The sequence below is a fragment of the Peptoniphilus lacydonensis genome, from assembly GCF_900106515.1.
Taxonomy (GTDB): domain Bacteria; phylum Bacillota; class Clostridia; order Tissierellales; family Peptoniphilaceae; genus Peptoniphilus_A; species Peptoniphilus_A lacydonensis.
In genome coordinates, this window is record NZ_FNWF01000002.1 from 174897 (window position 1) to 190723 (window position 15827).

Annotated in this window: 19 protein-coding genes; 4 read left to right on the plus strand and 15 right to left on the minus strand. The window is 27.0% G+C overall.

Annotation, left to right across the window (positions count from 1 at the left end; translation table 11 throughout):
• Nucleotides 1–98 precede the first annotated feature (98 nt).
• The 11 genes from BQ5450_RS00825 to crcB all read right to left on the minus strand — a co-directional run bounded on the left by BQ5450_RS00825 (nucleotide 99) and on the right by crcB (nucleotide 7814).
• Complete coding sequence (locus BQ5450_RS00825) at nucleotides 99–329, minus strand: hypothetical protein (protein WP_083379662.1); 231 nt, start codon at nucleotides 327–329, stop codon at nucleotides 99–101.
• 493 nt (nucleotides 330–822) lie between these two features.
• On the minus strand, nucleotides 823–1047 hold the full coding sequence (locus tag BQ5450_RS00835; protein ID WP_071125654.1) for a hypothetical protein: 225 nt from the start codon (nucleotides 1045–1047) through the stop codon (nucleotides 823–825).
• Nucleotides 1048–1148: 101 nt separating this feature from the next.
• The gene (locus BQ5450_RS09025; protein ID WP_159052460.1) at nucleotides 1149–1322 is read right to left on the minus strand and encodes a hypothetical protein; all 174 of its coding nucleotides are present in this window, start codon (nucleotides 1320–1322) and stop codon (nucleotides 1149–1151) included.
• Between the two features lie 53 nt (nucleotides 1323–1375).
• Nucleotides 1376–1900: a phospholipase A2 family protein gene (locus tag BQ5450_RS00840; protein ID WP_108720818.1), complete on the minus strand. Its 525-nt coding sequence runs from the start codon at nucleotides 1898–1900 to the stop codon at nucleotides 1376–1378.
• 17 nt (nucleotides 1901–1917) lie between these two features.
• Complete coding sequence (locus tag BQ5450_RS00845) at nucleotides 1918–2262, minus strand: TlpA family protein disulfide reductase (RefSeq protein WP_071125656.1); 345 nt, start codon at nucleotides 2260–2262, stop codon at nucleotides 1918–1920.
• Between the two features lie 24 nt (nucleotides 2263–2286).
• Nucleotides 2287–2562 (minus strand): stalk domain-containing protein, encoded by a 276-nt coding sequence (locus BQ5450_RS09415; protein WP_083379675.1) that lies wholly within the window; start codon nucleotides 2560–2562, stop codon nucleotides 2287–2289.
• A gap of 131 nt (nucleotides 2563–2693) precedes the next feature.
• Nucleotides 2694–4067 (minus strand): M56 family metallopeptidase, encoded by a 1374-nt coding sequence (locus BQ5450_RS00850; RefSeq protein ID WP_010242257.1) that lies wholly within the window; start codon nucleotides 4065–4067, stop codon nucleotides 2694–2696.
• Nucleotides 4064–4447, minus strand: a complete 384-nt coding sequence (locus BQ5450_RS00855) for a BlaI/MecI/CopY family transcriptional regulator (RefSeq protein ID WP_071125657.1) — start codon at nucleotides 4445–4447, stop codon at nucleotides 4064–4066. The genes BQ5450_RS00850 and BQ5450_RS00855 overlap by 4 nt, the downstream gene beginning before the upstream one ends.
• Before the next feature lie 150 nt (nucleotides 4448–4597).
• Complete coding sequence (locus BQ5450_RS00860; protein WP_234346968.1) at nucleotides 4598–6679, minus strand: sensor histidine kinase; 2082 nt, start codon at nucleotides 6677–6679, stop codon at nucleotides 4598–4600.
• Complete coding sequence (locus BQ5450_RS00865; RefSeq protein WP_071125658.1) at nucleotides 6676–7374, minus strand: response regulator transcription factor; 699 nt, start codon at nucleotides 7372–7374, stop codon at nucleotides 6676–6678. Before BQ5450_RS00865 ends, BQ5450_RS00860 begins: the two co-directional genes overlap by 4 nt.
• Before the next feature lie 77 nt (nucleotides 7375–7451).
• Nucleotides 7452–7814, minus strand: coding sequence for a fluoride efflux transporter CrcB (crcB, locus tag BQ5450_RS00870; RefSeq protein ID WP_010242252.1), 363 nt, complete (start codon nucleotides 7812–7814; stop codon nucleotides 7452–7454).
• Between the two features lie 133 nt (nucleotides 7815–7947).
• Here crcB and BQ5450_RS09230 point away from each other — a divergent pair, with 133 nt between their 5' ends.
• From BQ5450_RS09230 to alr, 3 genes are all read left to right on the plus strand, one after another.
• Nucleotides 7948–8103, plus strand: a complete 156-nt coding sequence (locus tag BQ5450_RS09230) for a solute carrier family 23 protein (RefSeq protein WP_234346969.1) — start codon at nucleotides 7948–7950, stop codon at nucleotides 8101–8103.
• Between the two features lie 28 nt (nucleotides 8104–8131).
• Complete coding sequence (locus tag BQ5450_RS09345) at nucleotides 8132–8254, plus strand: hypothetical protein (RefSeq protein ID WP_010242248.1); 123 nt, start codon at nucleotides 8132–8134, stop codon at nucleotides 8252–8254.
• Nucleotides 8255–8356: 102 nt separating this feature from the next.
• The gene (gene alr, locus BQ5450_RS00875) at nucleotides 8357–9514 is read left to right on the plus strand and encodes an alanine racemase (protein ID WP_010242246.1); all 1158 of its coding nucleotides are present in this window, start codon (nucleotides 8357–8359) and stop codon (nucleotides 9512–9514) included.
• Between the two features lie 105 nt (nucleotides 9515–9619).
• On the opposite strand, the gene spoVG is transcribed toward alr, so the two are convergent.
• On the minus strand, nucleotides 9620–9940 hold the full coding sequence (spoVG, locus tag BQ5450_RS00880; RefSeq protein ID WP_071125659.1) for a septation regulator SpoVG: 321 nt from the start codon (nucleotides 9938–9940) through the stop codon (nucleotides 9620–9622).
• 163 nt (nucleotides 9941–10103) lie between these two features.
• Between spoVG and murC the strand changes: the two genes are divergently transcribed.
• The gene (gene murC, locus BQ5450_RS00885) at nucleotides 10104–11486 is read left to right on the plus strand and encodes a UDP-N-acetylmuramate--L-alanine ligase (protein WP_010242242.1); all 1383 of its coding nucleotides are present in this window, start codon (nucleotides 10104–10106) and stop codon (nucleotides 11484–11486) included.
• A 134-nt stretch (nucleotides 11487–11620) separates the two neighbouring features.
• Here murC and BQ5450_RS00890 read toward each other — a convergent pair whose 3' ends face one another.
• The 3 genes from BQ5450_RS00890 to BQ5450_RS00900 form a co-directional block, all read right to left on the minus strand.
• Entirely contained in the window at nucleotides 11621–13894 is a 2274-nt protein-coding gene (locus tag BQ5450_RS00890) for a stalk domain-containing protein (RefSeq protein ID WP_071125660.1), read from the minus strand.
• Nucleotides 13895–14057: 163 nt separating this feature from the next.
• Nucleotides 14058–15149 carry a PIN/TRAM domain-containing protein gene (locus tag BQ5450_RS00895; RefSeq protein WP_026038546.1) on the minus strand — a complete coding sequence of 364 codons (1092 nt, stop codon included), beginning with the start codon at nucleotides 15147–15149 and terminating at the stop codon, nucleotides 14058–14060.
• Nucleotides 15150–15182: 33 nt separating this feature from the next.
• The gene (locus BQ5450_RS00900; RefSeq protein WP_010242236.1) at nucleotides 15183–15665 is read right to left on the minus strand and encodes a CarD family transcriptional regulator; all 483 of its coding nucleotides are present in this window, start codon (nucleotides 15663–15665) and stop codon (nucleotides 15183–15185) included.
• Nucleotides 15666–15827 lie beyond the last annotated feature (162 nt).

The window sequence follows — 15827 nt, forward strand, 5'->3', positions numbered from 1 at the left end:
CATCCTAAAGATATATTATCACAAGGATAAAATAGAGCAAAGAAAAAAGTCCGGCAAAATAAATTTTTAACCGAACTTTCTTATATTTTTAAATTTTCTTATTTATCTGATTCAGTATAAATTTGCGTAGGTCCATTAGCCCCACCAATCATTTCTACCTCACCATCTTGAGTCATTTTATTCCACTCCTCTTTGGAAATTTCTCTATTAAGTAATTTTTCCATTTGAGTTTTTGTCAAGCCCTGATTTTTCTTTGCAATAGTATTATTTACGAAAAATCCAGCAAAAAATGACAAAAATATAAGAAAAATAGCTAAACCTTTCTTCAAAATTTCACCTCCCTTTATGGAATTCTAGCACTAGTAGTCATTCTAAATTATCTGATTTTTCTACAATATTTTTAAAATAAAAAATAATATGCAATACCCCACCACGTGTAACTAATATATACTAAAAAAAGTAATAGTATCAGCAGGATAATTTTAATAATTAAAGCTTGATTGTCCTTGAAATTTTTCTTAATAACATAAAAATCTATAGTTTTATATCCTCCAAATAAAATAGGAATATTAATTATAATGCACATTAACTTTAGATAAGTATTTATAAATTTATCGGAACCTAAAAAGTCAATATTATATTTACTGCCTAAGTATTTAAGCCCAACTAATAATATTAAACTTATTATTGAAATTCCATACATAGTTCTTTTTTTATTTGTGCGTCTATTTAATAAATAAACTAAAATTAAGTATATTATTATACTTATAATATATATTAAAAGCTGTTTTGTCCTCAACTTATATCTCCCTTTAATATCTATTAATCAGTCCACATTCTTCCATCACTGACATATAAGGAAACACTGTATCCACTATGGTTAGCTGTATATTGTGTTGATGAAGTTGTAGTAAAATAACCACCTCTTTTCCTATTCAAAGTAATATCATATCCTCTTAAAATTTTGTTTCCATTTCCACACTTCGGATCTACCAAAGCAACATCTGCTGTAAATTGAATTCTATTACCATCAATCTCTTTGTACACATAAAGACCTCTTACATTAGAGTAACATGTACCAGAATCCCAGCTCCCTCCACTATAATCATAAGACTGTATTTCAGGAAGCAGAATAGCACCTGATTCAACTATTGTTCCATCATTAATGTATCTTGCTTAACAAATTTATTTTCATTTTCTTCTAATATTATAGTTTCTACTACTTCTGAATTATCATAGTTTTGAATAGTTTGATCATCTTTTGCTAATGTTACGTTTGGAATTAATATTAAAACTAATAATAAGCTAATAATTTTTTTCACATATATCACCTCTACATTTAAAAATACCTATTTTATATTTACTTTTATTAATATTAATTACAAAAAATTAACTTAGCAGCCCTTGCATAATTAATCTTTGCAGTTCCACTTCCATAATTAATTATTTCCTCCAATGCATTACAAAACCTTTCATTGCAAATAGTATTGTCTCCTCCCCAGACATAACACCTATCATGGTTTTGGCATGCTGCATCTAACTCATCAATTGGAGTTTTATCCCAGCCATCATTACCTTTACCGCAATAATGACCATATCTACCTAAACTACTTGAACTTTTAAAAGAATCTAATCTTAACCCCTTACTATTATAAATAAAATCATTATTTTTATAGCTTTCGGTAATTTCATTTACTATTTTTCCAACTTCTATTACATCTCTAGAAGCTTTATCTTTTTGAGCTTTTTGTATATCAAAATATACATATCCTTCTTTATCCTTTAAAATATAGTTCTTAGCTTGCTTAATAATTAAATCTTCTTGGTCATAAAGATCAGCATTTGTAGAAGATGCAAATACCATGTTATTAAAAATAAATATGAAGCTGATTAAGAACATCAAGTTTATTACTAATATTAATTTTTTCTTATAAATGCTTTGAAAGTTTCCTTTTTTGGATCATTCATAGCTATAAAATGATTGGATTTTTGAGGGATACTATCAATACTAATAGTAATTATTTTTATATTACTCATATCTTTAATATTATGATTTTCTAAATAATTTATTACTTCATCACAATTTGGACACCAAGAAGCCCAAAATATTATTATTGTTTTGTTATTTTTATCCAATATATCGTAAAGATCATGGATTTCATTATCTTTTACATATATAAAATTTGGCACTCTACTACCTTTTTTTAAATTTAAAAATCTTTTATCTTTGTAAGCTATTTGAATCTCCCTATTAAGATCCATATTACTAATAAACTTACTTTTTTTTTAATCTTTCAAATTAAAGTATGCTTTGTTACCTAATAAAATAATATTATTTTTAGAAGTTTCTTTTCCAAAAACAAATATTACATTTTCTTTTTCATCTATAATATAAACATCTTTTGTTTTAGCATTCCATCTAACTTCATAACCACTTTTTTCAAAAAAATCTCTAACTGGTACTAATACCTCTTTATTGTTAATAGTATCATTTGCAAAAACATTAGCACCAATAAAAAGACAACAAAATATAGTGATAATAAATAAGCATATTTTTTTTATAAAATCTCCTCCTTAAAATAAAATATCAATTGTATGACCAATATTTTGGGTTATTATATAACATCCTAATAGTAATCTTTCTAATTTCCATTCTTATACCTCTGTGGATTCAAATATCTCATATACTCCTCCTATCTTACATAACTACTTATGTTTATTTTATAAGTCAATGGATTCTCAGACTCATTATCTATAATAACTCTATAACTACTTCCAACAAAGGCTTTAATTTTTAAATTTACTCCTTGATAATATCTTGATTCATATATTATGTTTCCATTTTCTTTTATTACTATTCTATAATCTACACCGCCTCTACAATACATTTCACTCGTTCTTATAGTAAATCCATTATGGTCTTTTCCAAAAATTGAATTCATGTTGAATGTATAAAAATCACTTGAAGCTCCTGCTAATTTTCTATTTTCATCTATGTTAGCTGATCTTAAACCATTAGTTGGGATTTCATATAAATCTAACTTCTCATACTCTTCATCTGTTATTTCTTTAACTCTATTGTCCACATTTACATAAACTTCTTCTATTCCTTTTGTATCTGATATAACTTCATTTTCGTCTACTACTACGGCATTTGTAATTACTGGTATGTATAACATTAATAAAAATACTAAAGTAAATGTACCTGACATTGTTTTTTTCCAATTTTTCATCGTCAACATCCTTTCCTTAGTTGGACTTAAATTTAAGACAAATTTATCATTTTCTCTTTGCCTTTCTATCAATTTAAGCAGTGACTGGCAATAATTTTTCCTATTTTCTAAGCTATCTCCTATTTTTCCTATAACTATTTGGTCGCAGTTTATCTCTATATCTTCTTCAAAATATCTTAAACTAATTATTAAAAAAGGATTATACCAGTAAAGACATATTATTAAATTTTTTAAGTGACTAAGTAAAATATGATATTTTTCTATATGTACTAGCTCGTGAGTTAATACATGGTCTAATAAATCCCAGTCTTTCAAAATGCTTTTTTGTAAAATTATTTTAGGTCTAAATATTCCATAAGTTATAGGGGTGTCTATTTCATCATTAATATAAACTTTCACTTCTCTTTTTATATTAAATTTTTTTAGAGATTCATTTAAATGAGTCCTGTCTTTTAGTTCAATAGAATTGCTTATAACTCTTTTAAATTTTATAAATTGATATACTGTATAAATAATAACTAAAATTGAGCCTACTATCCTATTAATCCATGATAATGATGGAAATTTATATGTAATATTTATTACTGCTTGATTTATCAAAATTGATGGTGCAAAAATTATTTTTATAAATTTTGATCCTTCATAGGTTTCTAAACTGAATAGTATATCTTTTGGAAATATTAAATATATTAAGAGAAGAGTCCATAATATGGTATTGGCACCTTTAATACTTTTTAAATTTAATCTCTTTCTAAAAATTAAAATTATAAATATTATTAAAATAGACTTTAAACTTTTATAAAGAAGTGCTGAACTTACTAGACCTATTCTCATTTTTCTAACTTTTCAAAATCTTTAATTATATTTTTCATCTCTTGAACTTCTTCTTCACTTATTTTTTTATCCTTTAAAAATGTTTTACAAAAACTTATAAAAGAATTTTGAAATAATTTATCTATGGCTTCTTCTCTTTGTTTTTCCAAAGCTTCTTCCCTTGTGACAATTGGTTTTATTGTGTATTTAGGATATCTTCTGGTTATTGCTCCCTTTTCTAAGAGCCTCCCAAAAAAAGTGTAGCAAGATGTTTTACCCAAGTCATATTTTTCCTTTAATACTTTTGATAATTCTAGAGCTTGGATTTCTCCATTTTCATCTAAGCATTCACCTTCCCATAAAACTTCCATTACCATTAATTCTCCATTTGATAGTTCCATTTTTCTCACCTCTTATTATTTATTATTGCTAGCATTTATATTTTCGCCTTGAGTATAGAGTATTGTTTTACCTTTGTCAAGTTTTAATAATAGAAAAAAGTCCGGCAAAATAAATTTTTAACCGAACTTTCCTTTAAATCTTGTTAAATTTTAAAATTCTATTATTACTTTAAACAAATCTCCATCAATATTTATATCAAAACTTGCTCCATGAGCTCTTACAAAGGAAGATGCTATTGAAAGTCCAAGTCCTGAACCAGATGTAGTCCTAGACTTTTCTCCACGAGTAAATCTTTCCATTAATTCCTCTGAGGAAATATTTAGCGGATATTTAGAAATATTTTTTATAGTTAATTTTATATTTTCACCATTTTTTAATTCCACATATACTCTTGAGTTTTCAAGTGCATACTTTGATATATTTGAAAATAAATTGTCCAAAACTCTTGAAAATTTTTGTCCATCTATATCAAGAATTACTTTTTCCTGTGGAAGATTTTGAATTATTTCTATATTCTTTTCTGCAATTTTATCTTCCCACTCTCCAACAGATTGTGCTACAAGAGAATTAAAATCCAATTCTTGTCTATTTAATTCAATATTATTTGATGCTGCCTTTGACACTTCAAATAAATCTTCTATTAAAATTTTTAGTTTATTAGACTTTTCGTTTATTATTTTTGAATATTCTTCTATTTCATCCTTTGTATTATTTTTCTTTGAAAGTAAATCAGAATAATTAATTATTGAAGTAAGTGGAGTTTTTAAATCATGACTCACATTTGTGATTAGTTCCGTCTTTAATTTTTCAGATTTTATTGCTTCTTCAACTGCCACATTTAAATTTGATCCTATGTTATTAAAGTTATTAACTATTCCTTCATAAAGCCCCTCACTTCTTGATATTTCATGAGAATAATTTCCCTTCACAATTTCACTAGATTCTATATTAATTCTTGCAACTTCATTAATGTTTTTAAGAAGTATATAGTAAATAAAAATTCCAAATAATATCATTGGGAATATTATTCCTTTATTTGTAGAACTAGGGATGCTTGCCAAGAATAAAAATAATATAAAAAGTACTAAACAAATCCCAAAATAAATCATGGTAAATTTAGTTTTTGCATTTTTTATTTTTTTATAAGATTCATCACCTAATTCATTTTCTGAAAATTCCGCAAGTAAACCTTTAAAAATCCTATTAATTATAGAATTTTTCACTAAATAATTATCAGTATCTTTATTAAATATACTTTTTAGTAAAATTATGAAATAAGAAACTGTAAGAGATATTATACATAGTCCTATGAAGTACAATGAATAAAATAAATATAAATTTGAGTAAAGAAGATTTATATCAAGCACCCTTAGGCCAAAAATTAAAAATATTATTAGAAGTAAAATTACAGCCTCTATTGGAAATTTGAAAACTTTTTTTAATTTCTCAACTTTATCTATCTCTTCGACTTTTAAGAAAAGTGAAAATACTAATGACAATATTGACGCAAAAACTATGCTTATTGAAATTTCTTCAAGAGAATTATCTCTAAATATATCTCTATCAATACTGTTAAAAACTTCATCACCTAGAGATGTATAGTAAGCAAACTTCATATTTTTAATATTGTATTTTCCATTTATATTTCTAAGATTTTCATTTAATTTATTTACAAAAGATTTATCTAAAAATTTGTACTCACTGTCTTTAAGAGCTTGACTCTTTTCCACCTTATCAATTTTTACTTTATTATCTTTTACAGTTCCTGTTATTAAAAGATCATTATCTCCAAGTTTTAAATCCAAGGGTTCAAATTCACTTTTTTCATAATTATTTGTAAGATAAAAAGTCTTATATTCAGATTTTATTTCTGGATTAGATACCATCCAATCTTCCAAATACTTTTCGGGATCAAGTCCTCTTTCCCTTAAGTCATCTTTTTTCTTTTGTACTTCAATGCTATCTGGGTCTGTGACAACATTTCCGTCTTTATCAAAATATTTTAACTTGTATGACTTAATGGCATAATTAAAAATTTCATTATATCCATAATCATCTTCAATTAATGAACTATCAATAGTTTGATAAATAATATTCTCTGTATAGTTTTTACGATACACTGAATCTTGTTTTTCTGGAGATAAAAATGCAACAACAAGAATTGATATTAAAGAAATTAATGCAATTGCCAAAACAAAATAACTAAGTTTGTAAGAATTTTTTTTCATCATTTTCGCCTCAAATCTTCAAATTTGTAACCCAAACCCCACTGAACTTTTAGATACATTGGCTTTTTAGGGTTAACTTCTACTTTTTCTCTTATTCTTCTAATGTGAACTGTGACAGTCTTTGCCTCCATTGCAGGCTCATTCCACACGCTTTCATAAATTTCTTCAATAGAAAAAACTCTATTTGGATTTTTCATCAAAAGTTCCAAAATTTTAAATTCGATAGAAGTTAAAGTGACAGGCTTCTCATCTACGTAGACCATTTTTTCTGAAAGGTCTAATCTTATATTTCCTATTTCAATAAAATTTCTTTCATTTTTTAAATCATAGGCATAGAATCTTCTAATATTGCTCTTAACACGAGCAATAAGTTCCATGGGACTAAATGGCTTTTGAATGTAGTCATCAGCTCCAATATTAAGTCCAAAAATTTTGTCAGTGTCCTCTGATTTTGCAGATAAAATAATTATTGGGACAACAGAAATTTCTCTAAGTTTTACAATCGCCTCTTCCCCAGTTAATTTTGGCATCATAAGATCCATTATAATTAGGTCAATTTTTTCACTTTTAAAAACTTCTATTGCTTCTAGTCCATCATATGCATAGAAAATATTAAAATTTTCATTTTTTAAGTAAATTCCAATAGATCTGGCAATTTCTTTGTCATCTTCTGCAACTAAGATATTATAATTTTCCACTTCATCCCTCCTTGTGTAAATATAATAACAAACAAAAATTACAAAAAACCGAACAAAATTCTTACAAACTTATTAAATTAAAATCTTCCAAAAATAATATATTTTGCAAGATAAATTAAAATAATTGAGAAAATTATACTTGCAAGGGGATAAAAAATTGTAAAAAATATATTTCCATTCTTCTCTAAATTAAATATTTCAAAAGCAAATGTAGAAAATGTTGTAAATCCTCCACAAAATCCAACTTTTAAAAATAAAACCAATCTGCTGTCTATTTTATTTTTTTCTACATAAAATGAAATAAGTGCAATTAAAAATGCTCCAAACAAATTTATGATAAAAGTTGGAAGCGGAAAATTTCCTCCATCTTTTATATTACTACTTAGAAAGTATCTAAACATTGAGCCTAAAGCTCCTCCTAATGCTACAAATAAATACATTATACCTCCATTAAATTTATCGTCAGTGATTTTTATATATACTAAAATTTATTTACTATAATTATAGTAGATAAATTGACATTAGAAAAGGAGTTTGCTTTGAAAAAGTACAATACAATGAAACTTGAATATAATGAGTTTTTGTCCAAAACTTGAAACTCTAGTTTCAATTATGCCTACACCAATACTTGGTGGTGCAGGAATTTTAATGTTTGGAACAATTTTGGCATCTGGAGTTCAATCTTTAAGTCGTGCAAAATTTTATACAAAAAATATTATAATAATCTGAAGGAATTGGAGTTGGAATTGGAATCACAATGCGACCAGATATTATTTCAAAACTTCCAACAATTATAACTTCACTTCTTTCTTCGGGCATTTCTGGAGGAACAATATTAGCCGTAATTTTAAATATACTGCTTGTTGAAAAAGAATATTAATTTATGACTTCCTTTTGGCAGTTTTTATTTTTTAAATTTTTGTATTCTTCAATGTGATATAATGTTTAAAGATTATAAACAAAGAATGGAAAGGAAATTAAAATGAAAGATTTTCTAACAAGACCAGCATGGATTGAAATAGATCTTGATGCTTTTGAAAACAATATGAGAGAAATTTTAAATAAATTAAGTCCAAATACAGAAATTATGAGTGTAGTAAAAAGTGATTCTTATAAATTGGGTGCAAATCCTTTAAGCCATGTATCTTGCGACCTAGGAATAAAATATTATGCAGTTGCAACTTTAAATGAAGCTTTAGTTTTTAGAAAAGAGTTCCCTAATGTAAATATACTAATCCTTGGATACACTCCTCCATATTTATTTGAAGATTCAATTAATAACAATATAACTCTTACAATTTATTCTCTCGAAGATGCTCTTAAACTAAATGAAACTGCAAAAAAATTAAACAAAAAAGCTACAATTCACATTGCAGTTGACAGTGGAATGTCTAGAATAGGATTTTTTCCAAAGGACGAGTCAATAGACGAAATTTTAAATATTTTTAAATTAGAAAATATTTATACAGAAGGAATTTTTTCTCATTTCGCAGCTTGTCACTCTGATAAAGAATTTACTAAAAAACAATTTGAAATCTTTAAATCTTTTACAGATCAACTTATAAAGAATGGTTGCTACTTTAAATATAGACACATAGCAAATTCTCTTTCTATTTTATTTCACAGAGAATACGATCTCGATATGGTAAGACCTGGTATAATCCAGTATGGCTGTACAGATGTCGAAAATCTTCCAGAAGAATTTAATTTAAAAGAAATACTTTCAATAAAAGCACAAATTGCTTCAATAAGATATGTAAAAAGTGGAGAAACCGTTGGTTATGAAAGATATTATAAATGCGAAAAAGATACAAAAGTTGTAACCCTTCCCCTTGGATATGCTGATGCATTTCCAAGAATTTTGTCAGGGAAAATTGAAGTTTTGATTAATGGCAAAAAGTGCAAGCAGATTGGTTTAATATGTATGGATCAGATGATGGTTGATGCCACTGGAGTAGATTGTGAAATTGGCGATGAAGTAGTTTTAATTGGTAAACAAGGTAGTGAAGAAATAAAAGTTCGAGATATTTGTGAATACTCTGGGGATTGCGAAACATCTTTTATAAGTCATTTTAATAGACGACTTCCTAAATATTATTACAAAAACAATGAAATAGTTTTTGTTAGTGATATAAATTAAAATTTAATTAAAGAATTTTTTAAAGGTTAAGAAAAAACTTCAATTCTTAACCTTTTTTAATTAAAAAGAGAGAGATAAACTCCCTCTACGCCTTTAAACATACTATTAAATTAATTCTTCTTTTTCTTCGGGAATGCTTTCCTCAAATTTTTCTTCTTCAGAATCTAGCTTTTCTTTTACTTCATAATATTCTTTGAAAATTGCATCTTCAAGTTCTTTTCTTGCTTCAGAATTAATAGGGTGTGCGATATCTCTGTATTCTCCATTTGAAAGTCTTCTACTTGGCATTGCTAAAAATAAAGATTCATTGCCCTCAATTATTTTTATGTCATGAAGCACAAATTCGTCATTAAAGGTTACAGATACTATTGCTTTAAGCTTCCCTTCTGTTGGTAATTTGCGAAGTCTAACATCTGTTATGTTCATACAAGTATCATCCTCTCTTTCTTTATCATATTATAGCACAAAATAAATATATATTAAATATATTAGTTAAAAATCTAACCTTATTTTACTTAATTTTTGAGATTTATTATTTATTTTCTTTATGAAATTTATGTTATAATTATAAAGAATTGGAGGAAGTAAATTGTTTGAAATAAATATAGATAAAAGTACTTATAAAAATATATTTTTTATAGGAATTGGTGGAATAAGTATGTCTGCCCTTGCAGAACTAATGCTTGAAAAAGGCTACAATATTTTTGGAAGCGACAGAAGTCCTTCCGTTAATACAGAAAAATTAGAAAAAAATGGAGCTACCATTTATTATGAACATAAAAAAGAACACATAAAGGGAATGGATTTAGTTATCTTTACAGATGCAATTAGTTTTGACAATGAAGAATATAGAGAAGCTGTAAAAGAAAAAATTGATCTTGTAGACAGGGCCACTTTTCTAGGTGCTATAATGAAAAATTATAAAAAATCTATTGCTGTTTCTGGAACTCATGGCAAAACTACTACGACTTCAATGATTACAGAGATTATAAAAGATCTTGAAATAAATCCGACTATTATGCTAGGTGGTCAATTAAAAGATATAAATGGAAATATAAAAATTGGCGATTCAAATCTATTTTTAACAGAAGCCTGTGAATATAAGGCAAATATTTCGAAATACTTTCCAACTACAGAAATTATTTTAAATATTGATGAAGATCACCTCGACTTCTTTGACAATATTGATCATATAATTCGAACTTTTAAAACTTATGTTGATAATCTTAAAAAAGACGACTATGTAATTTTAAATATTGACGATGAAAATGTAAATACTCTTTTTCCGATAAATAATTGTAAAGTTGTAAGTTTTGGTATAAATAATGATGCCGATTTTATGGCAAAAAATATTAAATTTGATAAATTTGGTTTTCCTTCTTATGACTTATACCTAAAGGGTGAAAAAGTTAATCGTGTTGAACTTTCTGTTCTTGGAAAGCATAATATTCTAAATTCTCTAGCAGCAATTGCCGCAACTTATGTAAATAATATTTCATTGGAGGATACAATCATAGGAATAAAAAATTATAAAGGCGTAGAGCGAAGACTAGAAGAAAAAGGTTTCTATAATGGTGTTAAAATAATGGACGACTATGCACATCATCCAACTGAAATCAAATCATCTGTTCACGCAATTAAAAGAAGTTGCAAGGGCAAATTATATGTAGTTTTCCAACCTCATACTTTTACAAGAACTAAACTTTTATTAGACGCATTTGCTAATTCATTTGATGAATCAGATGTTATTATAATAACAGATATATATGCAGCTCGAGAAAAAGATTATGGAGATATACATTCAAAAACATTGAGAGATGCGATTTCTTCCCACAGAGAAAATGTCTTTTATATTTCAGGATTCGAAGATATTTTAAAATTTTTAAAAGAAAATACTAAAAAAGATGATACCATTGTCACAATGGGTGCTGGCGATGTTTATAAAATTGGTGAAATGATATTAGAAAATTAAAAAGAGAAACTACTTTAGAGTTTCTAAGTTTAATAATAGACCCAGGAAATTTTCCTGAGTCTATTTATTTTACTATTATTATGTTCTATCTACTTTTTTAGCATATTATAGTAAGATCTACCAAAAGAATGTCCTTAGTTAAATGAAATCACATTATTAGAATCATTATCTTCATTAACTAATTTATCATTATTTTTTCCATCATTATTTAAATTATTTTTAGAATTAACCTCTACATTCTCAACTACATTTTGGTTTTCTTCCACTTGATTTTGGTTTACACTATTTTTATTTTCTAATTTATTCTCTTCTTGATTCATATCTAAGACATCAACTTCATTTTTGGTTCCGTAAGAAGATATCTCAATTTCACGAGTTTCATTTATATAATTTACACTCATATCCAAATTTTCTGCAATAAATCTAATTGGAACATAAGTCCTGTCGCCCTTAATTATGGCAGGTTGATCTATTTTAAAGCTTTTGCCATTAATTTTTATTTCATTTGAATCAATTGTAAGTTCAATAACTTTTCCATTATTATTAACTGTAACGACTCTACTTTCGCCATTCCAATTAACTTCTCCGCCAATTGCTTCTACAATAAATCTAAGTGGAACTAAAGTCCTTGAATTTCTTATAAAAGGTTTGGCATCCATTTTTTTAGAGATTCCGTTTATTTTATAATTCACATCATCAACTTTCATCTTTATTAATTTTGTATTTTCATCATATAGTGAAAGAGTTGAAACTTTATTTCCAATTTTTGCAATTATTTTTGGATTTTTACCATAATCTTTTATATTGATATTAAAATTATTAGGATCGACACTTGCGTTTAAATCTTCAAAGGAATAATTTATTACTCTTGGAGAAATATTTACCTTTCTGCCATTATATTCTCCAGTAGCATTAATTTTTAAATTCATTCCCCTTTTTATAATGTTATTTTCTGTTGTAATATCAAATTTACTATAATTTGAAGCATCAGCTACATTTATTTCTTTTGTGAAACTTTCTCCTTTATTTGTTTTAAGAGTAATAGGATATTTTCCTGGGACTTTTGATAAATAAGTAGATCCATTTAAAATATTTTCACTTTTTTGATTTTCAGAGATACTATACGTTCGATCTTTAATACCAATTGGATTTAAAAATTCATCCCATGCTGATTTTAATTTTAAGTTAATTTGTTCTCCAACAATTGTATTTAAATCGCCTTCAAATTTTCCATCTACAATTATTCCTGTATTATTTGTAGTATTAAAAACTCCAAGACCATTTACAACTTTTCTCTCTGTCCCATTTTTTTCAGGGTTTGTTACTCTAGTTCTTTTAATATCACCTAAATTTCTAACAGACATCGCAGTTGAACCGCCACCATCTAAATTCATAGCTTTATATGAACCAAGTTCTAACATGAATTGTGATAGTTCATCTAGCGAAAGTCCTGCTGATCTACTAGTCCTTCCTTCCGAGGTAACAATATAAACAGTTTTTCCATCTTGACTAATTCCTACTGCAGTCCTAGCTCTAACTCCGCCAATTGATGTAACATCTTTTGTATATTTTTTTATGGCACCGTCATCGACTAAAAGAGCATGTCCGCCTATCATCATTTTCCAATTTCTATTGGGCTCAATATTAGTTTTTATTTCTAATTTATCTCCAACTTTCACATTATCTCTCATAAATCTTTCAGATCCACCGCTTACCTGTAAAATTTTCTTTCCATTAGGTATTTTCATATCTAAATTTTTTCTATATACAATTTGTTCTACAACATTATTTTCTGAAAGGAGAATTTCTCCAGCAGTGCTATCTCCCCTTGATTTAGATGTCCAAAAAGAATCATACATTTGAATTTTTGATTCATGAGAGTATTCCTTTGATGGTTGATACCAATAATATGTCTTATTGAGTCCATCAATTGGATAAGATTTTCCATTTGGTGCAGTAACTACTCCAACAAATTTTGTACTATCTATAAAAGCTGTATTGTTTGAATCAATTCCAAAAGACCAAATATCAGTTAAAACTGCAGGAGAAGATTTGATTTCTCCATCAATTATAGAAGCACCAAGAGGCACTCCTTGAAGCTGCATAGTAAAAAAATCTCCATTTACAAGAGCAACTGCATTAGTTCTATCTGCCATTTGTGAAACAGTTGCTCTGTTTGTATAAGTCCCTCCTCCTGCAACTGTATTTATTTTTATATGTGGATTATTTAAATCTACTGTAACTACATTTGCCTGAGCACTTTTTTTATTTTTATGAATTTCATATTTATACCTGACAACTCCTGGAGCAATTGGCTCTTGAAATAATAAGCTATTATCCGCAAAAACCTCTGTCATAAGAGTTAGCATAAATAAAATCATAATAAGACTAATTCTTTTTTTATTCATTTTATCAACCTCACTTACTTAAAAAGTATAAATCATGTGAAAACTTTTCTCAAAGCCTTTTTACATTTGTAATAAAAACTTAATTATAAAGTACTATACTATTAAGAATAAAAATTATTTATAAAAAACTCTGCACAAATTTATATTGCACAGAGTCATTAAATTAATATTTTAATTTTGCAAAAATCATTTTACCTGCAGAAGTTTGAAGTGCACTTGTTACAATAACACTTACACTTTGACCAATAAAGTCCTTTGCATCTTCAACAACAATCATAGTTCCGTCATCTAAATAAGCAAGACCTTGATTTTGTTCTTTACCTTCCTTAACAATTAAAATATTCATTTCTTCGCCTGGAAGATATAGTGGTTTAACCGCATTTGCAAGTTCATTTACATTTAAAACTTCTAAATTTTGTACTTTAGCAACTTTATTTAAATTAAAATCATTAGTAACAATCTTCCCACCTAAATCAGTCGCAAGTTTTAAAAGTTTCGAATCAACTTCTGGAATTTCTTCTATTTTTCCTTTATATATAATAACTTCCACATTTTTAAGCGCTTGTATTTCTGCAACTGTATCGAGTCCTCTTCTACCTCGATTTCTCTTTAAACCATCAGCAGAATCTGCAATATGTTGAAGTTCTTCTAAAACAAAAACTGGAACAACAAGAGGTCCTTCAATAAATCCAATCTTAGCAATATCTAAAATCCTTCCATCAATAATAACAGAAGTATCGAGTACTTTTGGAATGCCTTCACCTGTTTTTATAACTTCTTTGGCTTTATTATTTCTTTTAACTGCCAAAGAATTTAAATCTTTTACCTTTTCTGAAATAGTGTCCCTGTTAGACATTCCAATACTTAGACCTAAATATCCAAGCATTCCATATAAAAGTATAGAAATTATTGCACCTACATAGGGAATTGGAATCTTGTATATAGGTTGAGAAATTAAAAACGCTATTATAAGTCCAAGAATAAGACCTACCGCACCAAGGATAATTTCTGTAATAGATTTCTTTTGAATTCGTCTTTCCCAAAAAGCCAAAAGATCTTCCAAAGCCTTAAAAACTTTTGAAGATAGTAAAAAAAATATAAATCCAAATGATAATATAACAACAGTATTTATTGCTGTAACAAATCTTTGACTTCCAATGTTCTTTACAAATTCAATTTCTGATAAAATCGATACTACAAAAACACCTAATAATGCTCCCAATAAAGTAAATAGCACTTTAAATATTCTGGACACAATTCTTTGGTTCTTGCTAATAAAAATCCCTCCTTAACCAAAAATGGCATTATCAACTAATTTAGTTACTTCTTCCACCTCTTTATCAAAAACAAGTGCCATTTCTGAAATAATAATTTGCCTTGCTTCTGTCAAAATTTTTCTTTCTCCTGTCGATAAGGATTTTTTGCTATCCAAACTTTCTAAGCATTTTATAACATGAGCAATTTCTATCAAATCTCCTGATTTAATTTTTCCCAAATTAAATCTATATCTTCTGTTCCAATTTTTGGGCATAGAAACTTTTTCATCAGAAGAAAGCACTTCTAATATATTTTCCATAGTTTCTGTATCAGAAATTTCTCTTACTCCTATTTCTTCTGCATTTTTTACAGGTACCATAACCTTAAGTTCGTTAATTGGAAGACGCATTATGTAGTATTTGTGAACATTGCCAAGAATTTCTCTTTCCTCTATCGCAATTATTTCACCTGCACCATGCATAGGATATACAATCTTATCACCAATATTAAACATATTTTACCTCCTATTGTCCCTATTATTAGTATATCAAACAATTTTTAGAAAGTAAAATATTTTACTATATCATAGATTTTTATATTATGCAAAGACTTTTTTTAGAAAATCTTTATTTTTCAATTTATTAATTTAGTATAAAATTATATTGTGAAATCTAAT